This is a genomic window from Micromonospora sp. NPDC047134 (genome assembly GCF_040643455.1).
Taxonomy (GTDB): Bacteria; Actinomycetota; Actinomycetes; order Mycobacteriales; family Micromonosporaceae; genus Micromonospora.
Map to the genome: position 1 here is coordinate 120,147 of NZ_JBEYUI010000001.1, position 15,910 is coordinate 136,056.

The window sequence follows — 15,910 nt, forward strand, 5'->3', positions numbered from 1 at the left end:
CTCCCGGCACTCTGTTGTGATCATCGACGGCCGATGATCATAAGAGCAGTGGCACCCGGCGTCGCGGCCGACGCCGGTCCGGTGGGGAGATTCGTGCACGTCCACTTCCGGGTTCTCGGTCCGTTGGTCGCGGAGGTCGACGGCCGGGAAGTAGACCTTGGCGGCCCCCGTCAACGGGCCGTGCTCGCCGTCCTGCTGACCGCCCACGGCAGCAGCGTCTCGGCGGAACGGCTCCTGGCGCAGGTGTGGAGCGACCGGGAACCGCCCGCCATGACCACCCTCCTCGGCTACGTGGCCGCGTTGCGTCGGGCGTTGGAACCCGACCGGGCCGCGCGCGCCGCCGCTCGACTGCTGGTTCGTGAAGGCCCGGGATACGCGCTGCGGATCCCGGCCGAGGCAGTCGACGCGGAGCGCTTCACCCGCCTGGTCACCGAGGGCGGCCGACACCTGGACCGCGGTGAACCCCAGGCCGCCCTCGACCACCTCGACGAGGGGCTTGGGCTCTGGCGCGGACCCGCGTACGCCGATTTTCCCGACGCACCGTTCGCCGCCTCGACGGTGGCTCGCCTGGATTCGTTGCACGCGACGGCCCGGGAGCTTCGGCTCGCCGCCCTGCTCGACGTCGGCGAGCTTGCCACCGCGATCGGTGAGTTGCAGGCACTCGTCATCGAGCATCCGCTGCGTGAGCGAGGCTGGGAACTGCTGGCGATCGCCCTCTACCGGGCGGGCCGTCAGGGCGACGCGTTAGCCGTGCTGCGCGAGGCACGCGAGCGGCTCGCCACCGAACTCGGCACCGACCCCGGCCCGTCGTTGCTGCGGGTCCAGGACGCCATTCTGCGGCAGGACGAGGCGTTGGGCGCGGCTGCACCACCGGCACCCGCCAAGGCCGTCACCAGCATGCCGGCGAACCGGAACCTGCCCGCCGCCATCTCCTCCTTCGTGGGACGCACCACCGAACAGGCCCGACTGCACGCCCTGCTCGCCGCCCACCACCTGGTGACCGTGACGGGCCCCGGTGGGGTGGGCAAGACCCGGCTGGTCACCGAGAGCCTGCGCACCCGCACCGACCCCGACGGCCCGTGGCTGGTCGAACTGGCCGGGGTGCCCGACGACGCGTTGCTGACACGTACCGTCGCCGACGCCCTCGGCCTGCCGGTCCCGGCGGGTCCGGCCGAGCTGGCCCGGCTCGTCGGTCCACGGCGCACGCTCATCGTTCTGGACAACGCCGAGCACCTGGTGGGTGGGGTCGCCGAGCTGGCCAGCGGGCTGCTCAGCGCCGGTGAAGAGGTGCGAATCCTGGTGACGAGCCGAGAGCCGCTGGGCATTCCCGGCGAGGCGCTGCTGGAGCTGGCCTCGTTGCCGCCGGAGGACGCGGTGCGGCTGCTGATCGCCCGGATGGCGCTGGTGTTGCCCGGCGACGCGCAGACCGAGGTGGACTGGCCAGCCGCCCGGAAACTCTGCGAGGAACTGGACGGCCTGCCGCTGGCCATCGAACTGGCCGCCGCGCAGTGCCGGGCGTTGTCGTTGCGGGACATCCTGAGCCAGTTGGACGACCGCTTCGCGCTGCTCGGCACCGGGCCCTCCGGGAACCACCGGCACGTCACGCTGAAGCGGACCATCGAGTGGAGCTATCAGCTGCTCACCCCGGCCGAACAGCAGGTGTTCCGCCGACTCAGCGTCTTCGCCGGTGGGTTCGACCTGGACGCCGCCCAGCAGGTCGGCGCGAGCCCCGAGGTGCCCCGAGTCCTCGCGGTGCTGCTCGGTCTGGTCCGCAAGTCGCTGGTCACGGTCGAGGGCGCACACCAGCCCCGGCGTTACCGGATGCTGGATTCCATTCGGCACTACGCCGCCGATCTGCTGTCCGAGGCCGAAGGGGCGGCTCTGCGGCTGCGGCATCGGGCCTGGCTGCTCGGCCTGGTGGAGGCCGCCGAGCCGCGACTGCTCACCACCGACGGCGCGCACTGGATGCGGCGGCTCCGGCTGGAACGGGACAACATCGCGGCCGGCCTGGAATCGGCCCTGGCCGCCGGGGACACCCTCGGCGCGGCCCGGATCTGCGCCGCCCTGGCCTGGTTCTGGTTCCGGACCGGGCAGATCACCGACGGCACCCGGTGGGGGTGGGCCGCCGAGGCGGCCCTGCGTGACGAGGTCGCCTCCGACAGCGCACACGAGAAGGAACTGCTGCTGATCCGGGCCCGGCTGCTCCTCGCGATCGGCGGGGTCACCTACCTGGTCGGGGACCACGCCCAGGCGGCGGAGGTCTTCCGTATCTCGGCCGAACTCGCCGAGCGGGTCGATGCCCGAGACGTCCGGGCGACCGCGGTCAGCTATCTGGCGTCGATGCTCATGATGGGCGGCGACGTGCCCGGCGCGCTGAGCCTGGCCGACCAGGCCGTAGCGCTGGCCGAGGCGGTCGGAAACCCGGGCGCGCGGGCGGAGGCGCTCACCGTACGCGGCCAGATCAGTCGCGCCGTCGCAGACCTGGACCGGGCACACCGGGAGTTGACCGAGGCGAACCGGCTGGCCCGCGAATGTGGCCACTGGTGGGCCGTGCTCTCCTCGGCCTGGGCCGACAGCAAGGTCAGCGTCGACCAGGGGCGTCCGGAGCAGGCCCTGCATACGCTGCAGGCGCTGGCGCGCGAGACCGACCCGGGTAACGACCGGGCGAGTTGGCTGGCGCTCGTGCACTCCCTGGCCGGGGTGCTGGCCCGCCTCGGCCAGGCCGACCGCGGTGCGGTGCTGCTCGGCGCGGTGGCGGCGCTCGGCGCAGCCATCGGCTACTTCCCGGAGCGGATGGACCCGTACGACGCCCCGGCTAGCGCGCGCGCCGTCCGGGAGGCGCTCAGTGACGAGGCATACCAGGCGGCGACGGCACGGGGTCGCGTGCTGGACTGGGCGGAGTTGGTGTCGCTGGTACGCCAGGACGACCGCGGTCACCCCACGGCGGCACAGCGTGCGGATGCGGCCCCCACCGAGCCTGCTGTCGCGGCTGTCGTGAGGAGTTAGCCGGGGCGCGGTCCGCACGAGATGAGGCATGGTGCCCCGGGCCGCCGGTCGGTAGGGTCGGCCCCGTGGACGCTGTCGACACCGCCGCCCGACTCGGGGTGCCCGTCGAGGAGGTCGAGCGGGTGCACCGGCTCGCCGGTGACCGGCCGTCGGCGCCGCTACCCGCCAGAGCCGACGCACCGGCGTTGCTCGACCGGCTCGCGGTTCCGCCCGACGACGCCGCCGAGATCCTCGCGGGCTGGCCCGAATCCGGCTCACCACAGTGGACGCCGGAGCTGCGCTGGCTGCTCGACCGCTCGATCGCGCTGGTTCGCGCCAACCTCGGGGGCCACGGCTGGCTGCCGCCCGGTCCGGAGTTGCCCCGCGACCGAGGACCCGCCTGGCGGCACCTCTACGTGTACGCGTACCTGGCCCTGGTCGACGTCGTCATGGCGTACCACCGCGATCACGGCATCCCCGGCGCGGTGTCCTGGACGACCTTCGCCGACATCGGCCGGAACCTGGCGATCGACCGACGGATGAACGGCGAGGGCTGGCCGGTCATGCAGAGTTGGCTGACGCTGCACATGCGCGGCAGCCTGTACGAGCTTGGCAGGTTGCAGTACCACCGCGCCGGCACCACCATCGACCTGCACATCCCCGACTCCGGCCCGTTGACCCCGGAGGCGATCGACACGTCGCTCAACGAGGCCCGGGAGTTCTTCCCACGCCACTTCCCCGACGAGCACTACACCGCCTTCGCCTGCGGCTCGTGGCTGCTGGATCCGCAACTGGCGGAGTACCTGCCGGAGGACTCCAACATCGTCCGGTTCCAGCGCCGGTTCGAGTTGGAGCCCTACGAGCAGCCCGAAGGGCTGGATCCCGACGTCGAAGTCCTGCGGTTCGTCTTCCGTACCCTCACCACGCCGCTGGACGCCCTGCCCCGCCGTACCCTGCTGCAACGCGCGGTCATCGACCACCTGACGGCCGGTCGCCACTGGCAGTGGCGGCGCGGCCGATTTCCCCGCTAGCGCGGGCCGAACGGCGATCGCCGTGCCCTGCCGCCGCCAACACCTCGGCGAGCATCCGATGACCCTGGGCTTCGAACGACTCGTCACCCACCTGGTGGGCCCACGCCGCGGTGCCGATCGCCGCGCGGACCAGGGTGCGGTACCACGCGCCCGCCTCGCGCGGATCGGCGCCGTAGCCTTCGAGGAAGGCCGCTTCCAGGCGCGGATCCCGACGGAATTCCTGTACGGCCAGCCGGGCGAAGTCGGTGAACGCGGGCCGCAGCGCCGCCCGGCCGAAGTCGATGATGCTCACGACGCCGTCGTGCACGAGCCAGTTGCGGGGCTGCCAGTCACCGTGGGTGGGGACGAGGATCGCGGGCGGGGTCGGCCAGTCGGCGATCTCGGCCCGCAGCCGCGCGACGGTGCGCGCGGCGATCCGGTGCGGTCGGTCGAGCCAGAGCAGCGACCTCTCGTTCTCCCGCAGTTCGTAGTCGTCGTCGCTCACGGCGTTCTGGGCGTGCAGCAGCGCCAGCAACGCGCCCGCCTGCCGGTACGTGTCGGGCTGCTCAGCGTTGGTGGTGCCGAGCACCAGTTCTCCGGGCAGGTAGCGGGTGACCAGGAGTTTCTCCGGCACGCTGCCGTGCACCAGGGTCGGCGCGCGACCCCGGTCGGCCCAGGGCCGCAACCAGTGGCGGTGGGCGTGCAGTTCCCGCTCTGTCTGGCGGTCGTCGGCACCACCGGCCTTGACGATGAACCGTGACCCGGCGCAGGAAACCTCGATCACCCTCGTCGCCACCAGACCCCAGCTGTGGTCCCGCACGAGGGTCGCGCCCGGAAGCCACCGCCGCAGCAGGGCCCGCTGCCGTGGCGCGAGGGCCTCGTCCCAGCCCGGCACTGCGGCAGGAAACGGCCCGGTGCGATCGGCCCGGTCGGATGTCAGCCCCTCGTCGACCAGTTGGCCGGCGATGACGAACGCGGCGGCGGTGCCAGCGGTGTCCTTCGCCGACTGCGCCGTCGGAGGGTGGGCGTACTGCGTGATCCAGAGACCGGGGACGACCGCCACCTCGCCGGTGCGCACGAACCCGAGACCCTCGTACAGCCTTCTGGCGGGCCGGTTGTCCCGTCCCGTCGCCACGACGGTTCGACGGTGACCGGCCGAGGCGAGAACTGCGCCCACCAACGCCCGGCCGGCACCGCGCCGATGCGCCGCCGGATCGACGACGAGCCGGTCGATGTCCACCACCGAGTCGTCCTCCGACCAGCCGATCGCCCCGATCAGCCGGTGTTCCTGGAAGGCGCCGAGCCACTTCAGCGGCGCAGCACGCAACTCGTCGAGAGTCTCGTACAGCGGCGGGATCCGGTCGTCGCCGATGATCGCCGCCTCCACCGCGTACGCCGCATGCTGCACCGCCAGCAGCGCCCGTGCCAGGGACTCGTCCCCGCCGGGTGCGATCTCCCGGATCTCCATGGCTCGATCCCGCCTCCCGAATCAAATTTTGGGCGACCGCCCGATCCTGCACCATGACGGGCATGGGGAAGGCGCAGGTCGCCCGCCCATGATCGCGCTCGATCCGGGATCGAGTGGCTATCCTGCGATGGATAGCCACTCGATGCTAGATCGAGCGTGAACTCTCGCCGTCGTGGCCGGGTGGCCGCATGCGGGGTCAAGCGCCGCCGTCGTGGTCGCGGGGCGATGTCAGGGTGTCGCGGAGTCCGTCGGGGGTCATTCCCAGCGGAACAGGAGGGCGGCTACCAGGGTGCCGACGATCACTGTCGCGCCGAGACCGAGCAGGGGTGCTGCCTCGACGGCGGAGCCGGTCCAGGCGGACGAGATGGCCTCCACGGCGGCACCGAAGGGCAGCCAGCCACCGAGGTCGGCGAGCGGATCGGGCAGCGCGTCCCGGCCGCCGAACATGCCGCCGAGGGCGCCGAGAAGGAAGAACGCGACCAGGCCGAGGGCCACGGCCGAGTTGGGCGTCGGTGCGACCGCCGCGACCATCATGCCGATGGCGTACATCGCCGCCATCGTGAGCGCCAGCACGCCGAGCGCCACGGCGATGTCGGCGGGCGGGCGTGCGTCGAACACCAGCAGCGCCACCCCGGCGGCCAGCGTGATGCCGGTCAGGGTCTGTGCGATGCTCACGATCGCCTGGGCGGCCAGCACCAGAGCCGGCGAGACCGGGGTGACCGCCAGCCGCCGCAGGATGCCCGAGCGTCGGTAGTAGGCCAGGAAACTCGGCATGTTGATGATGCCGATCATCGCCACGACCATGGTGACCACCAGCGGGAGGACGTACACCTCCAACGCCGTACGCCCGTCGGCCACGACCTGGCTACCGGCGGAACCCGCACTGGTCAGCAGGATCAGCAGCGGCAGGCCCAGCGGGACGATCAGCCCGGCGGTGTCCCGTACGACCATCCTGGCCTCACATCCGACCAGGACCAGCAGGGCGCGCGCCCCGGGGCGATGGGGCAGGGCAGCGGTCGTCATGCCGCCTCCTCCAGGTTCTTGCCGGTCAACGCGACGAAGGCTTCGTCCAGGGTGTCGGTGCCGGCCCGACTGCGCAGACCGGCGGGGGTGTCCACGGCGATGACCCGGCCGGCGTCCAGGACGGCTACCCGGTCGCAGAGCCGTTCGACCTCCTCCATCGCGTGGCTGACCAGCAGAAGGGTGACCTGATCGGACCTGAGCCGTTCGATGGTGCCCCACATGCGGCGCCGGGCGGTCGGGTCCAGGCCGGTGGTCAGCTCGTCGAGGATGGCCACCCGGGGCCGCCCGACCAGCGCCAGGGCGATCGAAAGCCGCTGTTTCTGCCCGCCGGAGAGCTTCTCGAAGATGGTCCGGCGTTGCCGGGTCAGGTCGACCAGGTCCAGCAGTTCGTCCGTGGGACGGGGATCGGGGTAGAAGCTGCGGTACAGCTCGACCAGTTCGCTGACCCGCAGCGCATGATGCAGGTAGGCGTCCTGGAGCTGCACGCCGAGCACCTGCCGCAGCCGGGCCCGGTCACGGCGGGGATCCAGGCCGAGAACGCGTACCCGCCCCCGGTCGGGGACCCGGAGCCCGGCGATCATCTCGACGGTCGTCGTCTTGCCCGCGCCGTTGGTGCCGCACAGGCCCATCGTCTCACCGTGCGCGATGCGCAGGCTGACCCCGGTCACCGCCTGGACGCGGCCGTAGCGCTTGGCTAGGTCTTCGGCGAGGACCGCCGGCTCGGAACTGGTCATGTCCGCCACGCTACGAGCACAACCATGGTCGATTCCCGTACCGGAAGTCATGACCCCCGACCATGACTTCCGGCACCGGTTATCGGGGCGAAACCCATCTAGGGTGGCCACATGCGACGTGTCGGCACCGAGGAGTGGTCCGGTCTCGCGATGCTCGTGGTGGCGGTGGCCGTCGCCACCCCCGGTCTGTTCGGCGGCGCCGAACTGCGGATCGGGCGGGGCTGGTGGATCGCCCTGTTCGTGCTGCTGCTGGCGGCGCTGCTGACCGCACCGGCCGCGTCCGGGCAGCGCCGGGTGCGGCACCTGGCGTACGGGGTGGCGGTGGTCGCGGCCTGGGCGCTGGTGCTCACCATCCACCAGGTGGGGCTGCTGCCGGTGCTGCTGGTCCTCACCGCCGCGGTGAGCGTCTACCTGGTTCCGCTGCCGGTCGGGCTGGTCGTGGTAGCCCTCAACACGGGGGTGATCATCCTTGTCGCGGTGCCGACCACCCGTACGCCGGGGGAGCTGGGCCTGATAGTGGGTTTCTACCTGCTGATCCAGTTGGCCTCGCTGCTGAGTGCGATGACCCTGCTGCGGGAACAGCGGATGCGCCGGGAACTCGCCGCGGCCCATGTGGAGTTGAAGGCCGCCGGGTTGCGGTTGGAGGAGTCCGCCCGGACGGAGGAACGGCTGCGGATCTCCCGGGAGCTGCACGACCTGATCGGTCACCAGTTGACCGTGCTGACTCTGGAGTTGGAGACCGCCCGACACCTCGACGGCCCTGCGGCGCGACAGCATGTGGAGCGGGCCGACCGGGTGGCCCGGGAACTGCTCAGCGACGTCCGCACCACGGTCGGACACCTCAGGGCGGAGGCCGTCGACCTCGAGGAGGCCCTCCGGCGGTTGGCCCGTGACCTGCCCGGCCTGGAGGTGTCGATCGAGGTGTCACCGCAGGTGTGGGTGGACGACGAACGGGCAGCGGCCCTCGTCCGCGCCGCCCAGGAGATCATCACCAACACGATCCGGCATGCCGAGGCGCGCGAACTGCGGATCTCGATCACCGGTGACGACGCGGGGATCGTGCTCGACGCGCGCGACGACGGGCGGGGTGCGGGTGATCCGGCGTTCGGTAACGGGCTACGTGGCCTGCGGGAACGGTTCGAGGCCCTCGGCGGCGACCTGGCGGTGGAGGGCTCGGCCGGGTTCCGGGTGACCGCGCGGATGCCGACGCCATGATCCGGGTGGTGGTCGTCGACGACCAGACCCTGATCCGGCAGGGCATCCGTGGGCTGCTGGAGGTCGCCCAGGTCGATGTCGTCGGTGAGGCGGCCGACGGTCGGGAGGCCCTGGCGGTGATCGAGCGAACCGCACCCGACGTGATCCTGCTGGACCTGCGGATGCCCCGCTACGACGGCATCTGGACCATCGAGCAGTTGCAGGCCGCCGGCATCGACATCCCGGTGCTGGTGCTGACCACCTTCAACGACGACGCGCTGGTGCTGGCGGCCCTGCACGCGGGGGCCCGCGGCTACCTGCTCAAGGATGTGACCTTGGCACAGCTCACCCGGGCGATCCGCACCCTGGCCGACGGCGGCACCCTGATCGCCCCCTCGATCACCGAGCGGATGCTGCGGGCGATCCGCTCCGGTCCCTCCCCGGCCGGCCCGGACGCACCCAGGGTGGCCCGCCTGACCGAGCGGGAGCGGCAGGTGCTGCGGCTGGTCGCGCACGGCTACAACAACCGCGAGATCGCCGGTGCGCTGTTCCTGGCCGAGGGCACGGTCAAGAACCACGTCTCCACGATCCTGACCAAGCTGGGTGCCCGGGACCGGACGAACGCGGTGCTGCGTGCCCTGCACGAGGGCATTTTGGACTGACCCGGGGCGTCGATGTCCCGCACCCCGAGCCTGCGGACCTGCCGGGACCCTGCTAGACCATCCTCAGGGCCTGGCCACCGCGCACCGGGTGGCGGGGACCCTCGACGCGCTCGGCGCCACGGCCTGGCCGTGGCGTGATCGCGCACCTGAACCGCGCCGGAAGGAAACCGCCCGTGACCCTGACCGTACCCGCGTCCACCCTCGACTACTTCGGGATCGACTCCCTCATCGACGAGGACACCCGGCACCTCCAGGCCGCCGTGCGGGCCTTCGTCGACCGGCGGGTCCGGCCGCACATCGCCACCTGGTACGAGGACGGTCAGTTGCCGGCCCGGGAACTGGCCCGGGAACTCGGGGAACTCGGCGTGCTGGGGATGCACCTGACCGGGTACGGCTGCGCCGGCACCTCGGCCACCGCCTACGGGCTGGCCTGCTACGAGTTGGAGGCCGGCGACTCCGGGTTGCGCTCCCTGGTCTCCGTGCAGGGTTCCCTGGCCATGTACGCGATCTGGCGGTTCGGGTCGGAGGAGCAGAAGCAGCAGTGGCTGCCCCGGATGGCCGCCGGTGAGGCGATCGGCTGCTTCGGGCTGACCGAGCCGGACTTCGGCTCGGACCCCTCCGGCATGCGCACCCGGGCCCGCCGGGACGGCGGCGACTGGGTGCTCGACGGCACCAAGATGTGGATCACCAACGGGTCGATCGCGGACGTGGCCGTGGTGTGGGCCCGCACCGACGAGGGGGTACGGGGGTTCCTGGTGCCCGCCGGCACCCCCGGCTTCACCGCACCGGAGATCACCCGCAAGCAGTCCCTGCGCGCCTCGGTCACCTCCGAACTCGTCCTGGACGGGGTCCGGCTGCCCGCCGAGGCCATGCTGCCGGAGGCGGCCGGGTTGTCCGGGCCGCTGTCCTGCCTCAACGAGGCCCGGTTCGGCATCGTCTTCGGGGCCCTCGGCGCGGCCCAGGACTGCCTTCAGGCCACCATCGAGTACGCCCGCACCCGGCAGATCTTCGACCGGCCGCTGGCCGCGTACCAAGCCACCCAGCTCAAGCTCGCCGACATGAGCCTGGAACTGGGCAAGGGCATGCTGCTGGCCATGCACCTGGGGGTGGCCAAGGACGCCGGCACCCTGGACCACCGGCAGGTGAGTCTCGGCAAGCTCAACAGCGTCCGGGAGGCCATCGCGATCGCCCGGGAATGCCGCACCATCCTCGGGGCGGCCGGCATCACCCTGGACTATCCGGTCATCCGGCACGCCGCGAACCTGGAATCCGTGCTGACCTACGAGGGCACCTCCGAGGTGCACCAGTTGATCATCGGCCAGGTGCTCACCGGCCACTCCGCCTTCCGCTGAGCCGACCCGCCCCGGGGTTTCCCCCGGGGCGCACAGGCCGGTCAGCCGGTGCTGCGGGGGCGGGCGCCGTCGAGGAAGAGGGCGACGATCCGGGCCGGGCCGGTGTCGTCGGTCAGGTCGGCGGCGCGGGCCAGGTGCAGGAAGGCGTTCATCAGGAACTCCGGTTCCCCGGCGACCAGGCCCGCCTGTCGTGCCTCGGTGAAGAACTCGGTGACCGGGGCCAGCAGCAGGGCGACGTAGCGGGCCGAGACGTGGTCCCTGGTCGCCTCGCTGACCAGGGGAAGGGCGTCGTAGATGCGCTGTTCGAAGGTGATCGCCTCACCCTTCTGCCCGGCCACCACGGTGGCCAGGGCGTGCAGCCGCTGCTCGACCGCACCCGGGTCGGCCAGGGCGGCGGCGACCTGCCCGCCGACGGCCTGGATGTAGCGTTCGGCGACCGCGATGTAGAGGTCCTCCTTGCCACCGGGGAAGTGGTGGTAGATGGAGGGCTTCTGGATGCCGACGGTCCGCCCCACCTGCGCCAGGGAGATCCCCGGGTAGCCGGTGGCGGCCAGTTGCTCGGCGAAGGCGTCCATGATCTGGACGCGGGTGTCAGGCTGCGGACTCATCGGTTCTTCCTAGCGGTGCGCAGGGCCAGGGCACAGGCGGCCATCCCGGCGACGATCAGGACGGCGACTGCGGCCACCCCGGCGGGGGCGGCGGTCAGCGGGTCGCCGCCACCGAGCTGACGGGCGGTTTCGACGATATAGGTCAGCGGGTTGACCATCGCGATCACCCGCATCCAGGTGGCCAGGTCGTCCACCGGCGCGAAGACCCCGGTGAAGAAGGAGAGCCCGAACACGGCGAGGGTGACCAGGCCGGTGGTGGAGGCCGAGACCGACCGGATGGCCAGCGCGGTGCTCAGCAGCGCGACCCCGAGCCCCAGGGCCGCCAGCAACAGGAACACCCCCAGCACCCCGGGCCAGCTCTGCGGACGGTAGCCGATCAGGGCCGCGCCGAGGACCGTGACGACCATCTGCACGGCGACCGCCAGCAGGGCGGCGACGACCGGGCCGACCAGGAACGGCACCGTGCTGCCGTGGGCCAGCCGCAGCCGGTCCAGGTAACCGCTGGTCAGGTCGCGCAGGACCAGGGTGCCGGCGGCGCCCGCCCCGGTGGCCACCCCGGTGAGCAGGATCAGCGGCAGCAGGAAGGCGATGAAGTTCGTCCCGTGCAGGTAGCTACTGCCGACCGTGGTGAGCTGCCCGGCGTAGACGAGCAGGAAGAACAGGCTCTGCGCGACCGGTGAGATCAGCAGCGCGGGCGAGCGGAGCACGGCCCGGGTGGATCGGCGTACGGCGGCGAGAACGACCGGAGCCGGAGTGCGACGGGGCGGGGCGACCGCCAGCGGGAGGGTCATCGGATGCCTTTCGGTGGGGGTCAGCGGGCGGCCAGGGCGACGAACACGTCATCGAGCGAGGGTTCGCGCAGGTGCAGTCCGGTGAGGTCTCCGGTGCGGTCGCGGATCTCGTCCAGGGCGTCGCGCAGGGCGGCCGGGTCCTCGGAGATGCTCAGGCGTACCCGGTCGCCGTGCTCCTCGTCGGCATGGAAGCCGATCCGGGAGTGGGCGACGAGGGCCTTGGCGGCGGCCTCGCTGGTCAACTCCAGGGTCAGGGTGCGGGTGCCCACCCGTTGTTTGAGGGAGGTCGGGGTGCCCTGGGCGACCAGCCGTCCCTCGCGCAGCACCGCGATGTCGGTGGCCAGGACGTCGGCCTCGTGCAGGTCCTGGGTCGAGATGAGCAGGGTGGTGCCGCCCTGGTTGAGCCGGTTCAGTTCGGCCCAGAAGTCGAGCCGGGCCAGGGGGTCCAGGCCGGTGGTGGGCTCGTCCAGGATCACCAGCCTGGGCTCGGCGACCAGGGCCACGGCCAGGTCCAGCTTCCGGCGGGTGCCGCCGGAGAGGGTGGCCACCCGGGAGTCGCGGTGCTCGCCCAGGTCGAACAGGTCCAGCAGGTCGCGGGTGCGCTGGGTCCGCTGCCGCCGCCCCAACCCCAGGGCCACCGCCTGGAAGTCGAGCACCTCGGCCGGGGTGGCCAGCGGGTCCAGGGCGTTCGACTGCGGCGCCAGGCCGATCAGGCGTCCGGCCTCGCGGGCCTGGGTCACGGTGTCGAACCCGCCGACCCGGACCGAGCCGCTGGTCGGTACGCGCAGGGTGGCGATGATCTCCAGCAGGGTCGATTTGCCCGCGCCGTTGTGCCCGAGGACGACGAAGCGGCTGCCCGGCTCGACCCGGAGGGTCAGCTCGTCCAGGGCTCGGCGGGTTTTGTAGATCTTGGTGAGATCGGTGATCTGCACGATGGGATCCGGGGTCATGGCACCAGCCTACCTACCGATAGGTAGGGCGTTCGAACGGGAGTCGACCAGCCCCCGTGCGGGGCGCAAATACCCGGTGCCCGGGTGTGTTGGCGGGCACTAGGGTGTCGCCCCATGAGCCCTGCGGAGATTCGGCCCTTGGCCGCCGGTGACCTGACGGCCTGCGGCGAACTGCTGGCCCAGCGGCACCGTCGGCACCGCACCGCACAGCCGTTGCTGTCCGCGCGCTTCGAGACACCGGAGGCCGCCGTAGCCGAGGTCAGGGCCGCCTTCGAGACCCCGGAAGCCTCCGGGGCGGTGGCGATCCGGGCCGGGGTACCGGTCGGCTTCGTGCTCGGGGCGCCGAAGACCTCGCCGCTGTGGGGGCCGAACATCTGGGTCGAAGCGGCCGGGCAGGCGACCGTCGACCCCGAGGTGATGCGCGACCTGTACGCCGCCGCCGCGACCCGCTGGGTCGACGAGGGCCGTACCGCCCACTATGTCGTCGTACCGGCCCATGACGAGGATCTGGTCCGGGCCTGGTTCCGGCTGGGCTTCGGCCAGCAGCACGCCCACGCCGTCCGACCGGCCACCAGGCCGGCGGCGGCACCCCGGCCGGAAGGGCTGTCGGTGCGCCGGGCCACCCCGGCCGACATTCCGGACCTGGCCCGGCTCGACCTGGAACTACCGGTGCACCAGGGACTGTCCCCGACCTTCTCGGCCGGCCGGGTCGGCACCGTCGAGGAGGGCCTGGAGGACTGGGCCGAGGAGATCGACGACCCGGAGTACGTCACCTTCGTCGCCGTCCGCGACGGCAAGGTGGTCGGCTCCGCGATCGGGTGCGCCTTGGAGAGGTCGAGCGCTCACCTGGGCCCGGCCCGCCCGGACAACGCCGGGTTCCTCGGCTTCGCCGCGGTGTTCCCCGCCGCCCGTGGGGCCGGTGCCGGTCGGGCCCTCGGCACCGCCGTCCTCGACTGGGCGGTCGACAGCGGTTTCGACTGCGTGGTCACCGACTGGCGGGTGACCAACCTGCTGTCGTCGCGCACCTGGCCCCGGCTCGGCTTCACGGAGACCTTCCTGCGCCTGCACCGCACGATCGGCTACTGACCGGGGGCCCCGAAGATCCGGCGCAGGGGGTTGGGGGCCGGTCCTCGCTTGCTCCACTCCCGGGGATAGCCGAGCGAGACCTCCTCGAACCGTACCCCGTCGTAGTGGGTGGTGCGGGGGATGTGCAGGTGGCCGTAGACCACCGCGGCGGCCCGGAACCGGACATGCCAGTCCGCGGTGAGCACGGTCCCGCACCACTGGGCGAACTCCGGGTACCACAGCACCTCGGTGGGCTGACGCACCAGCGGCCAGTGGTTGACCAGCAGGGTCGGCAGGGCCGGGTCGGTGGCGGCCAGGCGACGTTCGGACTCGGCCACCCGGGCGTGACACCAGGACTCCCGGTCCGGATAGGGGTCCGGATGCAGCAGCATCTCGTCGGTGCAGACCACCCCGGTGGCGTACGCCTGCCGCAGCGCCTCCTCCTTGGTGGCCGCCCCCGGCGGCCGGAAGGTGTAGTCGTAGAGCAGGAACAGCGGCGCGATCGTCACCGGCCCGCCCGGCCCGTGCCAGACGGCGTAGTCGTCCTCCGGGGTGAGGACCCCGATGTCCCGACACATCCGGACCAGCTCCCGGTACCGGTGCTCGCCGCGCAGGCGTACCGGATCGGCGGTGTGGGTCCACAGCTCGTGGTTGCCGGGGGCCCAGATGACCTGGGCGAACCGGCTGCGCAGCAGGCGCAGGGTGGCCTCGATGTCCGCGAAGCGTTCGCCGACGTCACCGGCGACGATCAGCCAGTCGTCCGCCGACTCCGGCTCGATCCGGTCGACGATCCGTCGGTTGTCCGGGTACGCGACATGCAGGTCGCTGGTAGCGAAGAGTGATCCGGTCATCCCCCCGATCATGCCAGCCCGCCGGCCGTCCGACAGCCCTCGAAAGTGCCGTAGTGCCGCGCACCTGACCCTCGACCGTCAGGTGGCGTGCCTGAGCAGGTGATGCAGGAGGCTGACGACCTCCTCGGGAGTGAACTCCATGGCGTTCTCCCCGACGGTCACCTCGAACGAGCACCGGTCGGGGTCCGGCGCCGACCGGGTACGGCCGAACAGCTCCACCCCGGTGTCGGCGAGCAGGGTCTCGGCGGCCCGCTCGGCGGCGGCCGGGCCGACCGGCAGGTGCACATGGAACAGCGGCGTCTGCGGTGGGTTCGGCACCACCCGGGCCACCCCGTCGGCCGTGATGGCCGCCGCGATCGCCACCGCGTGGTCGCGGTATGCCGCCAGCCGGGGCAGGTGGGTGTCCAGGCCGTGCAGGGCGGCGAGCGCGATGGGCCAGGCGTCGTAGACGTCGCCACCGAGCCGACGCCGCCAGACCCGGGCCTCCGCTAGGAGGTCACGCGGCCCGGCGAGCACCGCCCCGCCGGTGCCCTGAAGCCCCTTGTAGAGCGAGACGTACGCGGTGTCGAACAATCCGGCGATCTCCGCGAACGGCCGGGCGTAGTACGTCTGGGCCTCCCACAGGCGCGCACCGTCGAGGTGGATCGCCGCACCCCGTTCGCGCATCGCCGAGGTCTGGGCGACCAGGTCCTCCCACTCCGGCAGCAGCCCGCCGATGTCGCGCTGCGGGAGTTCCCAGAGCACCGCCGCCAGCGGTTCGCCGAGGGCGGCCAGGTCGGTAAGGCGCATCAGCCGGTGCCGGTCGCCGACCGGGTGACACCGCAGACCGTGCACGACGGCGTACCCCTGATGCTCCCAGACCTCCAGGTGGCTCTGCGGATGGGCGGCGAACGCCCGACGCCCCCGGCGGTCGGCGTGAATGCGCAGGGTGACCTGCTGCGCCATCGTCCCGGACGGGAAGAACAGCGCCTCCTCCTTGCCGAGCAGCGAGGCGATCCGCCGTTCCAGGACGGCCACCGGACCGTCCGGGCCGTTGGGCGGTGTGTCGGCGTCGACCTGCGACAGCATCGCCCGCAGCAGCTCCTGCGGGCGGCGACGCAGGGCGGAGTGCAGGAACAGGGACCGTCGTACGGCCCGGGCCGGCGCGGGCTCCTGGGGCTGGCCGGCGTCCTGCGACGGAGAGGGCTCGGGGCTCATGCCGAGCAGCCTAGCTTGTT

14 protein-coding genes are annotated in these 15,910 nt (G+C 72.1%); 6 read left to right on the forward strand and 8 right to left on the reverse strand.

Annotation, left to right across the window (positions count from 1 at the left end):
• The first annotated feature begins 48 nt into the window (after window positions 1-48).
• Window positions 49-3,006 carry a BTAD domain-containing putative transcriptional regulator gene (locus tag ABZ795_RS00425; protein WP_357527604.1) on the forward strand — a complete coding sequence of 986 codons (2,958 nt, stop codon included), beginning with the start codon at window positions 49-51 and terminating at the stop codon, window positions 3,004-3,006.
• A gap of 65 nt (window positions 3,007-3,071) precedes the next feature.
• On the forward strand, window positions 3,072-4,016 hold the full coding sequence (locus ABZ795_RS00430; RefSeq protein WP_357527606.1) for an acyltransferase domain-containing protein: 945 nt from the start codon (window positions 3,072-3,074) through the stop codon (window positions 4,014-4,016).
• Here ABZ795_RS00430 and ABZ795_RS00435 read toward each other — a convergent pair.
• From ABZ795_RS00435 to ABZ795_RS00445, 3 genes are all read right to left on the reverse strand, one after another.
• Window positions 3,955-5,463 (reverse strand): GNAT family N-acetyltransferase, encoded by a 1,509-nt coding sequence (locus ABZ795_RS00435; protein ID WP_357527608.1) that lies wholly within the window; start codon window positions 5,461-5,463, stop codon window positions 3,955-3,957. The two genes, ABZ795_RS00430 and ABZ795_RS00435, sit on opposite strands and share 62 nt — an antisense overlap.
• Window positions 5,464-5,718: 255 nt before the next feature.
• Window positions 5,719-6,486: an ABC transporter permease gene (locus ABZ795_RS00440; RefSeq protein ID WP_357527610.1), complete on the reverse strand. Its 768-nt coding sequence runs from the start codon at window positions 6,484-6,486 to the stop codon at window positions 5,719-5,721.
• Window positions 6,483-7,220 carry an ABC transporter ATP-binding protein gene (locus tag ABZ795_RS00445; RefSeq protein ID WP_357527612.1) on the reverse strand — a complete coding sequence of 246 codons (738 nt, stop codon included), beginning with the start codon at window positions 7,218-7,220 and terminating at the stop codon, window positions 6,483-6,485. Before ABZ795_RS00445 ends, ABZ795_RS00440 begins: the two co-directional genes overlap by 4 nt.
• Before the next feature lie 111 nt (window positions 7,221-7,331).
• Here ABZ795_RS00445 and ABZ795_RS00450 point away from each other — a divergent pair, with 111 nt between their 5' ends.
• The 3 genes from ABZ795_RS00450 to ABZ795_RS00460 all read left to right on the forward strand — a co-directional run bounded on the left by ABZ795_RS00450 (window position 7,332) and on the right by ABZ795_RS00460 (window position 10,428).
• Window positions 7,332-8,435 (forward strand): sensor histidine kinase, encoded by a 1,104-nt coding sequence (locus tag ABZ795_RS00450; RefSeq protein WP_357527614.1) that lies wholly within the window; start codon window positions 7,332-7,334, stop codon window positions 8,433-8,435.
• On the forward strand, window positions 8,432-9,076 hold the full coding sequence (locus tag ABZ795_RS00455) for a response regulator transcription factor (protein WP_357527616.1): 645 nt from the start codon (window positions 8,432-8,434) through the stop codon (window positions 9,074-9,076). The genes ABZ795_RS00450 and ABZ795_RS00455 overlap by 4 nt, the downstream gene beginning before the upstream one ends.
• A 173-nt stretch (window positions 9,077-9,249) precedes the next feature.
• Complete coding sequence (locus ABZ795_RS00460; protein ID WP_357527618.1) at window positions 9,250-10,428, forward strand: acyl-CoA dehydrogenase family protein; 1,179 nt, start codon at window positions 9,250-9,252, stop codon at window positions 10,426-10,428.
• Between the two features lie 41 nt (window positions 10,429-10,469).
• Here the strand turns inward: ABZ795_RS00460 and ABZ795_RS00465 are convergent, their stop codons facing one another.
• The 3 genes from ABZ795_RS00465 to ABZ795_RS00475 are packed head-to-tail and all read right to left on the reverse strand — an operon-like array spanning window position 10,470 to window position 12,777.
• Window positions 10,470-11,036 carry a TetR/AcrR family transcriptional regulator gene (locus ABZ795_RS00465; protein ID WP_357527620.1) on the reverse strand — a complete coding sequence of 189 codons (567 nt, stop codon included), beginning with the start codon at window positions 11,034-11,036 and terminating at the stop codon, window positions 10,470-10,472.
• Window positions 11,033-11,827 (reverse strand): ABC transporter permease, encoded by a 795-nt coding sequence (locus tag ABZ795_RS00470; protein WP_357527622.1) that lies wholly within the window; start codon window positions 11,825-11,827, stop codon window positions 11,033-11,035. The genes ABZ795_RS00465 and ABZ795_RS00470 overlap by 4 nt, the downstream gene beginning before the upstream one ends.
• Window positions 11,828-11,847: 20 nt before the next feature.
• Window positions 11,848-12,777 carry an ABC transporter ATP-binding protein gene (locus tag ABZ795_RS00475; protein WP_357527624.1) on the reverse strand — a complete coding sequence of 310 codons (930 nt, stop codon included), beginning with the start codon at window positions 12,775-12,777 and terminating at the stop codon, window positions 11,848-11,850.
• A gap of 114 nt (window positions 12,778-12,891) precedes the next feature.
• On the opposite strand from ABZ795_RS00475, the gene ABZ795_RS00480 reads away from it, so the two are divergent.
• On the forward strand, window positions 12,892-13,863 hold the full coding sequence (locus tag ABZ795_RS00480; RefSeq protein ID WP_357527626.1) for a GNAT family N-acetyltransferase: 972 nt from the start codon (window positions 12,892-12,894) through the stop codon (window positions 13,861-13,863).
• On the opposite strand, the gene ABZ795_RS00485 is transcribed toward ABZ795_RS00480, so the two are convergent.
• A complete protein-coding gene (locus tag ABZ795_RS00485; protein ID WP_357527628.1) occupies window positions 13,857-14,693 on the reverse strand; it encodes a metallophosphoesterase in 837 nt (278 codons plus the stop codon). The genes ABZ795_RS00480 and ABZ795_RS00485 overlap by 7 nt on opposite strands.
• A 78-nt stretch (window positions 14,694-14,771) precedes the next feature.
• Window positions 14,772-15,890, reverse strand: coding sequence for a beta-eliminating lyase-related protein (locus ABZ795_RS00490; protein WP_357527630.1), 1,119 nt, complete (start codon window positions 15,888-15,890; stop codon window positions 14,772-14,774).
• Window positions 15,891-15,910 lie beyond the last annotated feature (20 nt).